This window comes from Galbitalea soli, from assembly GCF_010686725.1.
GTDB lineage: Bacteria > Actinomycetota > Actinomycetes > Actinomycetales > Microbacteriaceae > Galbitalea > Galbitalea soli.
Genome location: NZ_JAAGWZ010000001.1, coordinates 1,150,348 through 1,165,390 on the forward strand (window position 1 = coordinate 1,150,348; position 15,043 = coordinate 1,165,390).

Genomic DNA, 15,043 nt, shown 5'->3' on the forward strand with positions numbered 1-15,043 from the left:
AACGTTCGTGCGCGGGGAACGTTCGTGCGCGGTGGCGGGCTGCGGGACGTGCCGGCCCGCCCCGCGACCTCGTGCGCGGCGGCGCCGGTGGCGCGTGCGACGCTAGGGGCATGGATTCCGCGCCGCGCCCCGCCGACGCGTCGCCGCCCGAGGTGCCGCGCCCCGGCGACTGGCGGTCCGCCCTCGAGCCGCCGCGCGACCCCGGCACCGAGCCGCCCCGCTTCACGCCGCTCGCGCTCCAGTTCGAGCTGCGCGAGCAGACCCCGCGCAGCCTCGACCGCTGGCGCGGCCCGACGGCGCGACGCGCGACCGGCGCTCCGGGCACGCCGGGGGTCGATCATCGACTCGGGGTGCGCCCGGTCACGCGCGGGCGATCGGGCAAGTGGACGCGCCAGGGCGTGGGGTGGTCATCCGTGCCCCATCAGACGCACCGGCTCGGCCTCGACCCCGCCCAGCAGAGCTGGTTTCAGCAGTTCGTGGCGCTGCACCGCGCGACCCGGGCCGCGTATACCGGTCAGGATGCCGACTGGCTGTATCTCGACGAGTTCCTCAGCCCGCTGCTCTGGCCGCTGCTCGCGCAGGCCGAGGGGCTGGGAATCGAGCTTGTCGGAACCCCGCCGGTGGAGCGCGCCGGGCTCGCCTCGCTGCACCTCGACGCCACCCGACACGACGACGCCGCGGGCGCCTCCCTCTCCCCCGCGATGCGCCTCACCGCGGTGGTCGAGCTCGACGGTGTGCCGCACTCGCCCGAGCGTGCTGCCGCGATCGGCGACCACGGTCTCTACCTCGTGACGCCGACCGCGATCACGCTCGCCCCGGTCGTTGGGCGGCTCAGCGACAACCAGCTGCGGCTGCTCGGCCGCCCGCCCGAGGTCGTGATCCCCGGCGACGACGTGAGCGAGTTCCTCACTCGGTACTACCCGAGGATGCGGCGCGGTCTCGCCTTCACGAGCTCCGATGGCGGGGTCGAGTTCCCCGCGGCGCCGCCGCCCGTGCTCGTGCTGCGTCTTCGCCACGGGCCGGCCCACGAACTGACCCTCGACTGGCGCTTCGAGTACGTGGACGACGGCGAGCCCCACCAGGTGCCCGTGCGGCCCGGTGCGGGTAGCGGCGTGCGCGGTGAGGGTGAGGGGCAGCCCGGCGCGAGTGACGGCATGCCCGGCGCCGGTGACGGCGTGCGCGACGCCGAAGAGGAGCGGCGACTGCTGGATCGCGTCGGTGATCTCGCGGCGGTCACGCCGTCGCCGCGAACCCTTCGCGGTGTCGACGCGGCGGTGTTCGCCGCCGAGGTCGTTCCGGCGCTCGGCGCACTCGACGGGGTCCGCGTCGAGGTGAGCGGGGTCGCGCCGGACTACCGTGAGCTGACCGAGGTGCCGCGGCTGAGCATCCGGGTGCTGGAGACCGACCGCCGCGACTGGTTCGATCTCGGCGTCACGGTGACGGTCGACGGGCGCGAGGTGCCGTTCCAGCCGCTGTTCTCCGCGCTCTCGCGGGGGCGCACGAAGCTCCTCATGGTCGACGGCTCGTACCTGTCGCTCACGCAGCCGGTGTTCGACCGCCTGCGCGAGCTCATCGAGGAGGCGAGCACGCTCTCGGAGTGGGAGACGGGCCCGCGCATCAGCCGCTATCAGGCGAGCCTGCTGGCCGATTTCGAGGATCTGGCCGACGAGACGAGCGAGGCGGTCGCCTGGCGCACGGCGGTCGGTCGGCTGGTGGATGCCCGGCTCGAACCCACAGCCGTGCCCGCCGGACTGCGCGCCGAGCTGCGGCCCTACCAGAAAGCGGGCTTCGACTGGCTGGCCTTCCTGTGGCGGCACGGTCTCGGCGGCATCCTCGCCGACGACATGGGTCTCGGCAAGACGCTGCAATCGCTCGCCCTCGTCGCCCACGCGATCGAGGAGCGCGGCGGCGCCCCCGGAGCCCCGTTCCTCGTGGTCGCGCCCACCTCGGTCGTGTCGAACTGGGGGCGCGAGGCGGCGCGTTTCACGCCCGGCCTTCGCGTCGAGGTCATCGACACCACCGAGCGAAAGCACGACCGCTCCATCGCCGAGCGTGCCGCGGGCGCCGACCTCGTCGTCACGAGCTACGCCCTCTTCCGACTCGACGTCGAGGCGTACCGGTCGGTGACCTGGGCGGGCGCGCTCTTCGACGAGGCGCAGTTTCTGAAGAACCCCGCGTCGCGCGTGCACGCCTGCGCGAACGAGCTGGATGCCCCGCTCAAGCTCGCCCTCACCGGAACGCCGCTCGAGAACAGCCTCACCGACCTGTGGGCCCTGTTCGCGATCACCGCGCCCGGACTCTTCCCCTCCCTCGGGCGGTTCACCGAGCAGTACGTCCGGCCCGTGGGGCGGGGGTCGAGCGCCCAGGCACGCCGCGCGGCCGGCGCCGTGGGGGTGTCGGGGGCCGCAGCGGATGCCGGCGCGGAGGCGCATGCCGCGGCTCTTCTGGCACGGCTGCGCGCGCGCATCCGGCCCCTCATGATGCGACGCACGAAGGAACTGGTCGCCGCCGAGCTGCCGGAACGCCAGGAGCAGGAGCTGCGGATCGACCTCGCCCCCGACCACCGGCGGCTCTACGACACCGTGCTGCAGCGCGAGCGGCAGAAGATCCTCGGACTCATCGACGACCTCGATCGCAACAAGTTCATCGTGTTCCGGTCGCTCACCCTGCTGCGCCTGCTCAGTCTCGACGCCTCGCTCATCGACCCGGCCCACGCGGGGGTGCGGTCGAGCAAGCTGGATGCGCTCGAGGAGCAGCTCGCCGACGTCGTGGCGGAGGGTCACCGCGCGCTCATCTTCAGCCAGTTCACGTCGTACCTGCGGGTCGTGGCCGCGCGGCTGGAGGCGGCGGGCATCCCCCACCTCGTGCTCGATGGCAGCACCCGACGGCGGGCCGAGGTGATCGACGCCTTCCGCTCCGGCACCGCGCCAGTGTTCCTCATCAGTCTCAAGGCGGGCGGCTTCGGGCTCACCCTCACCGAGGCCGACTACGTGTTCCTGCTCGACCCCTGGTGGAACCCGGCCGCCGAACGCCAGGCGATCGACCGCACCCACCGCATCGGCCAGACCCGCACCGTGATGGTCTACCGGATGATCGCCGCCGGCACCATAGAAGAGAAGGTCATGGCGCTCGCGGCCCAGAAGTCTGCGCTGGCCGACGCCGTCCTGGGCGACGACGACGTCTTCAGCGAGGCGCTGACGGCGGATGACATCCGCGGGTTGCTCGACGCGTGATCGTGACCCGCGCTCGCGTGCAGCGCGGTCGCGGCATACTACGACGATGACTTTCGACGGCGGCGTATGGATTGTGATCCAGGATTCCGAGGCAGACAACCCGATCCTGGGCGTGTTCGCGTCCGAAAGCGAGGCAGCGGAGTTCGCGCGCGACACTCCCTTCCCCTACCCGCGGAGCAGTATCTTGTACGGCCACTACAAGGTCGGGTATCGGTTCGATGGCGGGGGTCGTCGGTTCGCCTCGACGGAGAGCTGAGTCCGTCGGCGCAACCGGGCTCGCTTCTCCGTGCATGATCTAATTGACATTATTGACGATTCGCTATAATTGGCGTCATGACCTCCACGGCAGCCGCGGCCATTCGTGAGGCGCGAGCGCACGCACAATTGACGCAGACCGGGCTTGCGCAGCGTGCCGGGCTAACCCAAAGCGTCGTGAGTGCCTACGAAACCGCCCATCGCGAACCGAGCGTCGACACGTTGCGGCGAATTCTTCGCGCCGCGGGTTTCGACCTGGAGCTGTCACTCCGTACTGCGGCGCCCCGGTCGGATCGACGCGAATCCGTCGATCGCCATCGCACCGCACTTCGGCGAGCGCTCCGTCAACTCGGCGCACGCGACGTCTGGCTGTTCGGCAGCGTGGCGCGCGGCGACGATGGGCCAGAAAGCGACATCGACCTCCTCGTCGAGGTGGGGCCGTCCGTGGGCCTCTTCGATCTGGGAAGGATGCGAACGGAAGCCGAACGCATCCTGAATGCACCGGTCGATATTGTTCCGACAAACAGCCTGAAGGCCGATGTGGTCGCTCGCGCCATGTCTGAGTCGATACGCCTATGACGCGATCAGCGAGAGACCGCCTGCTCGATATTCGAGAGGCCTGTGATGCGATAGGGAGCTATCTGGTGCGCGCGGAGAGCGACGATCAGATGGCGTTCGACGCGATACGCGTGCGCCTCATCGAGATCGGGGAGGCAGTGAAGGACATCGAGCCGGCGGTGCTTTCGTCAGAGCCGACAATCCCGTGGGCGGAGATAGCGCGCATGCGAGATCAATTGACGCATCGCTATTTCGACACCGCTCATTCGATCGTGAGGGCGACCGCAGCTGGCGACATTCCTCAGCTCGCCGAGAGCGTGATTCGTCTGCTTGAGCGGATCGACGCTCGACAATCCTCCGAGAACACCGCGCACTGACGTCGGTGCGACTATTCGCCGAGTGCGGGCAACTCCCTCCTAGAGCCCACGGGGCGCGGCGACGCGGATCGGCACTATGCGGCGTTGACCCAACTCTCGCCCAGTAGTTCCGATGCGCCTGCAGTCGATGAATGGAGCCGCGAGCCTGCATATCCCGATCACTGCCTCGACACCGCTCACGCCCTGCGCGAGCGGCGTCGAGGGCGCGACGGTTTCCGTGAGGTTGCCGGATTGAGCTTCGAATGCATGCAGCTTGGCCTCAGGCGCGCCGCCGGCCGGGGATCGCTGTCCGACAATGATCCCGCCTCCTCGCTCGGTCGACGAGGCGAACAGCAGTGGTCTCCTCCCGACAGTCAGGTCTCTCCGCATGATTTCTCGACAGTTGCGCTCACTCCATTCGGCGTTTCTCGACGCGGACCTGCCCGACTGGAAGCCATCGATCTCGACGATCGGTGGTCGGCCGGCGGTCAGGGTGACGGTGATGGCTCACCCCTCGTTCTACTACCTGGAGAAGAACCAGTGGATTCGGGTGGATGTTCGACAGGGCGATGGAACGCGCCCACCGACGACGTCGGCACCCACGCCGTTCGGCATCTCCAAGCGCGATGACGTTCACACGATCTGTCTCCTCGCGGTCGAGGAGTCGATCAACTGGTGGCGACAGCGAGCATTCCCCCTCACGCCCACCGACTTCCGGCTTCGCGAGGAGGATACGACGCTCGCGTCGACCGAGGGGGCAAGCCGGGAGCGGGTGCAGCGGCTGCTCCACTACGTTCTGCGGCTGGGCAACACCGCCGCGGACTCGTCCGTGCGCGATATCGCCGCGCGGATCATCCTCGAACAGCAGCGCCTGATCCAACGCGCGGGCGAGACCCCACGGTCAGCCTGAGCCGCGGCGCACCGATGGGCTGTGCAGCTGGAATCGCCCGCTCAGCACGCGGTGCTCAGGCTGCTCCGGGAGGCCGCCTCTTCCTGCACGTACTACTGGGCGTGTGAAATACGGCCCCACCCGGCCTACTTCACCCAGATGTTCACCTAACGTCCAACAACAATCCGCATTGCACGTCATTCGAGTTCAGTGCCCATCCCTACCTTCGGTCTCGGCTCGCAATGCAACAAACTCCCCCACTCAGCGGGCCACAACCCGAGAAGAAAGATGTGGCGGCACAACGATGGGCGGCCCTCAATTAAGTTCCCCTGGCGCGACTGACGCGGACGCCCTCGTGCGCTCCGTCGCGCTCGATGTGCCACGAAGTCTGCGTTCTCGAGCGCGTCGCTCGGATCTCGCGTTTCGGGCGGGGACTCAGGGGGCCAGCACCATCGTCCTGGTCATCATGACCTTGGTGGGTCTATTCCTGCTGCTCCAAGGATTCAAAGCTCTCTCGGCGGCGGGGCTTTCATTCTTCACAACACAGGCGTGGGAGCCGAACTCCGGGACGTTTGGAATCGCCGCGGTGCTGCCGGGGACGATCTTCATCGCGATCACGGCCATTACGGTCGCGGTGCCGCTGGCGACGGGCACTGCGCTGTACATCAGCGAGTACGCGCCCCGGCGGCTCAAGCAACTGCTCATCACCGTTGTCGACTTGATGGCAGCAATCCCGAGCGTTGTCTACGGGCTGTGGGGCTTGTTCCTTCTTCAGCCCAACATCCTTCCCTTTTCGCAGTGGATCGCCACCTATTTCAGTTGGATGCCGGTGTTCGCGGTCACAGGATTCTCGCCCAGTGACCCGCTCGCCAGCCCAACGATATTCACCGCGTCAACCTTCATTGCGGGACTGGTCGTCGCAATGATGGTGTCGCCGATCACCTGCTCGATCATGCGGGAAGTGTTCACCCAGGCGCCTCTCGGCGAGCGTGAGGGCGCGCTTGCTCTCGGCGCCACTCGCTGGGGCATGATCCGGCGGGTGGTGCTCCCGTTCGGACGCGGCGGCATGATCGGCGGGACGATGCTCGGGCTCGGTCGCGCGCTGGGCGAGACGATCGCTGTGTACCTCATCATCAGCCCCGTATTCAACATCCAGCCGCAGATCCTGCAAAAGGGCGCGAACTCCATCTCGGCGCTCATTGCCCTCCGCTACAGCGAGGCATCGCCGTTCGAAATCTCCGGCTTGATGGCGGCGGGGCTCGCACTCTTCGTGATGACGCTGATCGTCAACTTCGGGGCGTCGACGATCATCTCCAGATCGCGTTCTGGGGCATCGAGCGAAGGATGACCATTCTCACGGAGCGCGTCGCTCACGGTAAGACCACGACCGTCATCGTGCCTGGGGACGCCCCTACGACACCCGAAGTTCGCCGATCGGTGGGAGTGATTCGTCGCACGGACATGTACTCGCTGGTCGGGTCGGCCGCAGCGAGCATTGCGCTGACAACCTGGCTGTTCACACAGCTCCGCGTATTCCAAGGAGCGCTGGGCTTTGTCGCGGTCGCGTTTCTCCTCTTCCTGAGTATCTACTCGGCCGTCGTGAGGTTCGACGAAACGGATCTGGCGGTGCGCGACAGGATCGTCGCCGTCCTCGTACACGCTGTTGCCTTCGTGCTTCCGCTCGTGCTCGTCATCGTGGTCGTCTACACCTTCGGGCGCGGAACGGATGCGCTGTCCCACCTCAACTTCTTCACCCACGACATGAGTCAGACAGGACCGCTCGATCCCATCACCTCCGGAGGCATCATTCATGCCGCCGTTGGAACACTGATCATGATCACGATGGCGCTGGCGATCAGTATCCCGTTGGGGATTGCATCGGCCGTGTTTTTGAGCGAGTTTCCGGGCAGGTTTTCGCGCCTCGTCAGGACAGTCGTCGAGGCGATGACGGCGCTGCCGTCGATCGTCGCCGGGCTCTTCGTCTATGCGACGATCATCCTCACCCTCGGCTTCGAACGTTCCGGGTTTGCTGCATCGCTCGCTATCACCGTCATGATGCTGCCGATCATCATCCGCTCGGCCGACGTTGTGCTGCGCCTGGTGCCCGGAAACCTCAAAGAGGCGTCGTTGGCATTGGGTTCGACCAAGTGGCGAACCGTCTGGTCGGTGACGCTGCCGACAGCGCGCTCGGGACTCACCACCGCGGTCATTCTCGGGACCGCCCGCGGCATCGGCGAGACATCTCCGGTGCTGCTCACCGCAGGACTGACCACCTACCTCAACGTCAACCCGTTCTCCGGCCCCATGGTGTCGCTGCCGCTCGCCACGTTCAGCTTCGTCAAGTCACCAGAACCCTCGATGATCAGCCGCGGGTTCGGAAGCGCGGCCGTTCTCATGGTGCTCGTACTCGTCTTGTTCCTCGTCGCCCGCCTGATCGGGGGGCGGGGGCCCGGAGTCCTCACCGAACGCCAACGAAAGCGGCGTACAACCCAGTCCCGGCAGGATGCGTACCGATTTCGGGCTCGAGAGCTTGGGATTGCGGGCCCGGGAACGTCGCGTCGTCGGGAACGCCGCGGGCGCGCGCACACTGCAGAACCAGAACGGAGTGCTTCATGACTCGTGTGATTCGACGAGTTCACCTTCGCGCAGTGCTCGCGGGAGGGCTCATTGTGCTGAGCGCCGCGTCACTCGCTTTGCCGGCAGCGCCCGCGGCCGCTGCCGTGGGAACGGAGTATTACCCGATCTCGGGCGTCGGATCGACGTGGTCGGCCAATGCGTTGCAGCAGTGGATCAGAAACGTGTGGAACAACTACCGGTGGAAGGTCGTCTACAACGACGCGGGATCGTCCGCTGGCCGTCAACTGTTCGGCCAGCAGGGTGGCGGATACGACTTCGCCGTTTCCGAAATCCCCTACCAGCTGAAGAACAGTGACTCCGTCGACCCGCGCCCGGCACGGAAGTTCGCCTACATGCCGATCGTGGCCGGTGGCACCTCCTTCATGTACAACCTCGTGATCGCCGGGAAGCGAGTGACCAATCTTCGGCTCAGCGGCCAGAACGTCGCCAAGATCTTCACCGGCGTCATCACCCGTTGGAACGATCCGGCGATCGCCGCAGACAACCCGAAACTGTCACTACCCGCTATTCCGATCATCCCGGTCGTTCGATCCGACGGCTCCGGAACGAGCGCTCAGTTCAGCACCTGGATGCGCTCTCAATATCCATCGATCTGGAGTGCGTTCTGCGTGAAAGCGAATCGCGGCGCGAACTGCGGCATCACCTCGAATTACCCGACGCCGCCCTCATCCAACTTCATTGCCCAGTCCGGGTCCAACGGAGTCGCCGGCTATGTCGCCCAGCCGCAATACGTTGGCGCCATCGCGTACGTCGAGTATTCCTACGCGCTCAACGCTCGATTCCCTGTCGTGAAATTGCTGAACAAAGCGGGCTACTACACGGAACCGACCGCGCCGAACGTCGCGGTCGCACTCTTAGGCGCGAAAATCAACCAAAACGCCGCGTCCCCGGACTATCTCACCCAAGACTTGACCGGCGTCTACACGAACGCCGATCCGCGAACCTACCCCTTGTCGTCGTACTCATACATGATCATCCCGACGGCGTTGGAATACGGATTCACCGAGAACAAGGGCAAAACACTCGCGGCGTTCGCCAACTACTTCCTGTGCGAAGGGCAGCAACAGGCGCAGGTGCTCGGTTACTCACCGTTGCCGATCAACCTCGCGCAGGCGGGGCTCCAACAGGTTCTCAAGATCCCGGGCGGAGATCCTTCCGCAGTTGACATCAAGAAATGCAATAACCCGACGTTCTCTGCGGACGGCACGAACAAGCTGGCCAAGACCGCACCGATGCCTCAGGCGTGTGACAAAGAAGGCGCCACTCAGTGCCTCACGGGGACAGGAGGCGCCGCGAACGTCGCGACGAGCTCGAACTCTGGTGGCTCGACAGCCGGCGCAGTCTCGTCGGGCAGCGGTGGTGGAGGAGGAGGTGTATCCGCGGGCGGGACCAGTTCACTCGGCGCCGGTCAAAACGGCGCGGTCGGCTCGGACGGATCCGCGGCGGCATCCAACGGTGCGCTGTTACCCGCAACCGTCGCCGGAGTTCCACAGATGCTCCCCGTCGCTGCCACTCCCGCCTGGCTATCCAGCCTTGAAATCGCAGTCGTTGCGGCGATCGCCCTGGGCTTGATATTCCTTCCTCCGGCTCTCAGCCATCGTCCTGCGCGTGGCGTGTCGCCTCCTCGAGCGAAGCCAGCCCGGCGACGCACCCCGCGGGCGCCAAGAACTCGAGCTCTCCCTGTTCTGTCGAACGGCCAGTCGGCGGAAGCGGACGGAGCCTGACATGGGGCGAGTCACCAGAAGAGCGCGCCACGCGGCTACTGTTCCCCCGGTCCAGCGCGTCGTCCGTGCCGCATGCATCGCCGTCGCCGCCCTGTCGGCAATCGCCCTCTCCCTCACCATCCCCCCGGGAGACTCGGCATCGGCCCAGGCGGCATCCGCTGTAACCGTCAAATGGGCAGGCGACACTGGATCGGCCGCGGGGTACCAACCGGCCCGTGACTCGTCGAGCCCGTTCTATCAGGAATTCAAGAACATCTCGGTCACCGTCGACCAGACGTCTGGATTGGCCGACCAGGCGATTCAGGTCGACGTCTCCGGATTCGCCGGCACACAGGGAGCGACCGACTACAGCGGCGCCTACTGGTCGAGCGCGAAGAACTTCTTCCAGGCGATGCAGTGTTGGGGAACCGACCCGCTCGCGAATGACTTCTACACGAGCTGCGAATGGGGCGGCCGGTACGCAAACAACAATGGGCTCGGCAATACCGTCTACCCGGATAACGTGCCTCGAGTCTCCACCAACTCGATTCAATTCACTGCCGCGTCACCCCGAGACGTTCCTTTTGTTACCGCGGGGGGCACCTCGATCAGCGGCAGGCAGTCGGCACCAACGGTCGCCGGCGGGCAGCCCACCTACCCGCTTGCGGATTACTTCTCCCCCGCAACGACGAACGAGGTGCAAAGCGCCCGAATCAATGTCGACGGCACGGGCACCTTCCAATTCGAGACGCAGAGTTCCGACGAGGCACCGCAACTGGGATGCGGCACCGAAGGACATCTCCGCTGCTGGTTGGTGCTGGTACCGCGCGGCACGGTCTACGGCGGGCACGATGACTACTGCAGCCAGATCTATGACGCGGTCACCAACGACCATCCCGTTTACGGTCAGGTCGGCGAAATCCAAGCGGGAAGCCCCGTGAACCCGAGTTGCGACTACTGGAAGAACCGAATCTCCGTCCCCCTCGATTTCACACCCACGGGCAACACCTGCAGTGTCGGCAACACCGAACGACGCCTCGTCGGCTCTCAACTGATGGTCGGGGCGCTGGCCTCCTGGCAACCGCAACTCTGCACCGACCTGAAGACGACATTCAGTTTCTCCAGCAATCCCGATGCCATCGCACGCGAACAGCTCCTTGACGCGGAGACTGGGCTGTCGTTCGCTTCGTACCCCATCACGCCCAAAGAAGTCGCCGACAGCGACGCAGCACTTGCCGAGTTGAAGACCGCACAGCTGTCGTACGCACCGATCGCCGTGACTTCCGCCGTCGTCGCATATCAGGCAGAGGGACCCGACGGCCGAATCACTCAACTCAAACTGTCGCCGCGGCTTCTGGCAAAACTTCTGACGCAGTCCTACGTCTTCGAGATCCCCTACACGACCTCCGATGAGGGCAAGACGATTGCGCACTTGGGGGCGGTGAATCGCACGTACCAGTACTTCAATCAGGACCCCGACTTCCAAGCCCTGAATCCGAATTGGGCACAATTCGCGTCCAACCCTTCGATCGTCATCCCTGGCCCGTCCGGCGCGGACGCGATCCGACAGATCTGGAAATGGATCGACGCGGATTCCGACGCGAGCAGTTGGCTCGCGGGCACCCCCGATCCGTGGGGAATGACCGTAAACCCCTACTACCTTCCGAAGGGCGACCCGAAGGCACAGGTCCCCACTTTCACGAGCACGGGAGCCTATGCCACCGATGCATCGGGGAAGGTGATCACCAAGCCGGTCGGTCTTATCAACCTCGACGGAAGCGGGCTTCGCCTGGCCACCGCCCCGCAGGACAATTTTCCCAAGGCTGACGAAACGGTCGCGCCCGTCGTTCTCGGCGCCGAACGCTACCGATACGGGACCCTCCAATCCCAGCCCTACGTCAACGACTTCATCACTGCAGCCCGCACCGCGTTCCGTGCCGATCCAGGCGCAAAGACGCTCTGGGACCCGACTGTCCTCAGCCAGACCGGAGACAAGGGCGACTGGGTGAGCGCCGGCGCACAGATACCGGGTCAACGCTTCATGATCGCGCTGACGGATGCCCCGAGCGCGGAGAAATACGCGCTGTCCACTGCCTCTCTTCGCCTGGACAACGCTTCGAATGATTTCGCGGGTCCAACGGATGCGGCGCTCACCGCTGCGCTCACATCCGGGTTGACCTCCACCGGTGTTGCCGGAGTCGATCAGGTCGATCCCGGCAAGGTCACCGTCGGGGGATATCCGCTCACGACTGTCGTGTACGCCATTGTGAACCTCGGGGGTACTGACGCCGCAGCCCGCACGGACTTCTCTCGGTTCATCGCGTCATCGAGCACGACCGGTCAAGTCGCCGGCGTCGAACAGGGCCAGCTCCCCCCCGGTTATCTCCCGCTGACCTCGGCGATGGTGGATCAGGCGAAAGCCTCAGCGGCGGCGATCGCGGCCTACGTCACTCCCACATCGGCGCCATCTCCCACGCCGACCACTGCGAGTAACGGCCCGGCACAGGACCCCTACTCGCCGCCCGTTGGTGCGGGCGGCGCGGGTGCGGGGGCGACGGGGCCGGCAGGCGCTACCGGCGGCACCGTGACCGCGGTCGCGAACCCGTCGGCGGACCGCACTCCGACAACACCCGTGCCGCCGATCATCCGCGGCTCACTCGCCTTGTCACTCGGCGGCGGCATCAGCGGTGCGTTGTTTGCACCACTCCTGTTTCGCGGGAGGCGCTTCCCCTAAGCGCTCCACAGAGCTTCCTCTTCGTCACTGCCCCGAAGAGAGAAAACCCCCTCGCGGAACCGCAAAGCTCGCGAGGGGGCATGTCCATCCGGACGGAATTGCAAGGGCAGAGTAACAAAGAAGGTTGCAAAAAATGCTGAAGAAGAACAAGTTGCGCCTCGGCGCGCTGGCAGCGACTGTCGTCGCCGCCGTCGCGCTCGGCGGAATGTCTGCGTCCGCAGACCCGACGCCGGGGACCTTCAAGACGCTGGCCGGTGTCGGTTCCGACACCATCCAGGACGTCATGAACGGCCTCGCCACCAAGATTCCTGCCATCGGTTCCTATGACGCGGTTGGGTCCGCCACGATCCAAACGAAGTCGGGCGGACCGTCTTTCGCCCGGCCGAACGGCTCGGGCGCCGGTAAGAACGCGCTGAGCGACTCACAGCAGGGCGGTTCACACCTGTGGAACGGGATCGACATCAGCGGCCAGGTGGACTTCGCCCGGTCGTCGAGCGGTCCTTCGGGTAGCGGCACCGACCTGACGTATATCCCGTTCGCGAAGGACGCGGTGACGTTTGCCGTGTCGGCGGCGAGCGACTTCCCGCGCGACATCCCCGTGGGATCCGCCAGCCAGGATGCGCAGTCGCCGGCTCCGTTCACGCTCCGCAACATCTACCTGTGCAAGGTCACCACCTACACCGATGGAAACGCCAACGACGTCACGATCCGCCCGATTCTGCCGCAGTCCGGATCGGGCACTCGCTCGTTCTGGCTGTCGGCGCTCGGACTGAGCGAGACCTCGAAGGGCTCCTGCGTCACTGACACGGTGAGCGTCAACGGAGTCACGACGACCGTCGAAGAGCACAACGGCACGTACATCCAGGGAGCTGGAGACATCGCGCCGTTCTCGATCGCCCAGTACATCGCGCAGGGCAACTGGGCGGGCCTTCCTGCACCCGTTGTCGAGCGTCGAGGCAACATTGCGCTCGGCAACATCGGTGGCGTGAAGCCCTACAACGTCAGTGCTACCGGTCCGGTGCTCAACACCTCATTCCCGATCACGCGCAACGTCTACAACATCGTCGCAACATCGCGCCTTGGGGAATCGGCGATCGCAGCCACCTTCGTCGGTACGTCGTCGGCGGTGTGCTCCAACTCGGCCACCATCACCAAGTACGGCTTCGGCACGCTCGGTGCTCTCTGCGGAAGCACCACGCTGACCGGCCCCTTCACGCAGTGACCGTGACCTCCTCCCCTTCCTCGACAACCCCCACATCTTCTAACGATTCCGAAAGGATCACCCCCCTCATGAATACCTTCACACGCCGCTTGGCAGCGGTTGCTGCTGTTGGCGCCATCGTGCTCGGCGGCCTGACCGTCGCGCAGGCGGCCAGCGCCGATGTCACCCCCGGCACCATCACCCTCTACGGACCGACCCCGAACCAGCTTGTCCGGGGCCCGGCCATCACCAGCGGAACTTTGGACGCCTCACCGGCCTTCAACGGCATCTCCGTGGACCAGGGCTGCCCCGTGGGATACCGCGGTCGCAGCGACACGCTCGTGTACCAGAACGGCGTGAAGCTCGGTTCCATCGCGACCTCCCGCAACTCCTCGGTCACCGCCTACGGCGCAACCGGTCTCGACGGGAACCCCATCGCCATGGACGACACGTACTCGGTACCGGGCACCAACCCGTTCGTCGCGAACAACTCGTTCAGCGGCCTCGCGTCGCCGTTGGTGTCGGGATCGTTCGAGCTGCGGGTCTACTGCTCTGCGCTGTCGACGTCGATCAACTTCACCACCGACAAGTGGTTCTCCCTCACGTTGACGGCCAACACGGCAGCCAACACGTGGAGCGTCCCGGTGACGAAGAAGGCGACCACGGTGTCGCTGACCGCCTCCTACACCGCGCCGTCCGGCATCACGCTCACTGGCACCGTCAAGGACCCGTCGGCGGCGGTCGCCACCGGCGCCGTCGGATCGATCACATTCCTCGACGCGACGGGCAGCACGCAGGTCGGCAGCGGCACGGTATCGAACGGTGTCGGCACCTACACGGTCACGGGACTCACTCCCGGCAACACCTACACCTACACCGCGAAATTCGTCGGCGCTAGCGACCCCCAGTACAACGACTCGTCGCTGTCGGGCACGGCCTCCGCGAGCATCCCCGGTGCCAACCAGGGCCAGACGCAGATCACGGTCTCCATCCCGGCGGGCGTCGGTTCGCTGTCGCTGTCCGGAGTGACCGGCTCGGTCAGCCTCGGTACCGCCGCCCTGTCGGGGGGCCTGCTGAAGGCATCCGGAACTCTCCCGGCCGTCACTGTCACTGACACTCGCCAGGTCGGGTCGCCCAGTTGGAGCCTGACGGGCCAGGTGTCCGACTTCACCTCGGGGTCGAACACCATGAGCGGTTCGTACCTCGGTTGGGTTCCGGCACTCGCGGGCAGCGTCAACGAGGGAACCGCCGGCGCGACCGTCGCCCCGTCGACGACCGCAACGGGTGGTCTGAAGGTCGCATCGACGCTCGCGTCGGCACCGGCCGTCACCGCCGCATCGCCGACGACGACCCAGGTCGGGGCAACCCTCAACCTGGCCGCACCGGCGAACACGGCGGCTGGCGACTACACGGCAGTCCTCACCCTCACGCTCGCCTAGGCGAGCAACCCAACCCGCGCGCGGCCGGGGCGAGACCC

Annotated in this window: 11 protein-coding genes; all 11 read left to right on the forward strand. The window is 66.1% G+C overall.

Translation table 11 applies throughout. The annotated features are described in order from the left end of the window. Nucleotides 1-110 precede the first annotated feature (110 nt). Complete coding sequence (locus tag G3T37_RS05430; protein ID WP_163472402.1) at nt 111-3,233, forward strand: DEAD/DEAH box helicase; 3,123 nt, start codon at nt 111-113, stop codon at nt 3,231-3,233. A 46-nt stretch (nt 3,234-3,279) separates the two neighbouring features. Then, nucleotides 3,280-3,489 carry a hypothetical protein gene (locus G3T37_RS05435; RefSeq protein ID WP_163472403.1) on the forward strand — a complete coding sequence of 70 codons (210 nt, stop codon included), beginning with the start codon at nt 3,280-3,282 and terminating at the stop codon, nt 3,487-3,489. A 77-nt stretch (nt 3,490-3,566) separates the two neighbouring features. Further along, complete coding sequence (locus tag G3T37_RS05440) at nt 3,567-4,067, forward strand: nucleotidyltransferase domain-containing protein (RefSeq protein ID WP_163472404.1); 501 nt, start codon at nt 3,567-3,569, stop codon at nt 4,065-4,067. Beyond that, nucleotides 4,064-4,423, forward strand: a complete 360-nt coding sequence (locus tag G3T37_RS05445; protein WP_163472405.1) for a HepT-like ribonuclease domain-containing protein — start codon at nt 4,064-4,066, stop codon at nt 4,421-4,423. The genes G3T37_RS05440 and G3T37_RS05445 overlap by 4 nt, the downstream gene beginning before the upstream one ends. 367 nt (nt 4,424-4,790) lie before the next feature. Beyond that, on the forward strand, nt 4,791-5,312 hold the full coding sequence (locus G3T37_RS05450) for a hypothetical protein (RefSeq protein ID WP_163472406.1): 522 nt from the start codon (nt 4,791-4,793) through the stop codon (nt 5,310-5,312). 334 nt (nt 5,313-5,646) lie between these two features. After that, entirely contained in the window at nt 5,647-6,639 is a 993-nt protein-coding gene (gene pstC / locus G3T37_RS05455) for a phosphate ABC transporter permease subunit PstC (protein WP_163472407.1), read from the forward strand. Continuing rightward, on the forward strand, nt 6,636-7,907 hold the full coding sequence (gene pstA, locus G3T37_RS05460; protein ID WP_174247735.1) for a phosphate ABC transporter permease PstA: 1,272 nt from the start codon (nt 6,636-6,638) through the stop codon (nt 7,905-7,907). Before pstC ends, pstA begins: the two co-directional genes overlap by 4 nt. 53 nt (nt 7,908-7,960) lie before the next feature. Next, nucleotides 7,961-9,652 carry a phosphate ABC transporter substrate-binding protein PstS gene (locus tag G3T37_RS05465; protein WP_338401193.1) on the forward strand — a complete coding sequence of 564 codons (1,692 nt, stop codon included), beginning with the start codon at nt 7,961-7,963 and terminating at the stop codon, nt 9,650-9,652. 1 nt (nt 9,653) lies between these two features. Beyond that, a complete protein-coding gene (locus tag G3T37_RS05470; protein ID WP_163472409.1) occupies nt 9,654-12,365 on the forward strand; it encodes a hypothetical protein in 2,712 nt (903 codons plus the stop codon). 133 nt (nt 12,366-12,498) lie between these two features. Further along, on the forward strand, nt 12,499-13,587 hold the full coding sequence (locus G3T37_RS05475; RefSeq protein ID WP_163472410.1) for a substrate-binding domain-containing protein: 1,089 nt from the start codon (nt 12,499-12,501) through the stop codon (nt 13,585-13,587). A gap of 68 nt (nt 13,588-13,655) precedes the next feature. Continuing rightward, nucleotides 13,656-15,005, forward strand: coding sequence for a carboxypeptidase-like regulatory domain-containing protein (locus tag G3T37_RS05480; protein WP_163472411.1), 1,350 nt, complete (start codon nt 13,656-13,658; stop codon nt 15,003-15,005). Nucleotides 15,006-15,043: the final 38 nt, after the last annotated feature.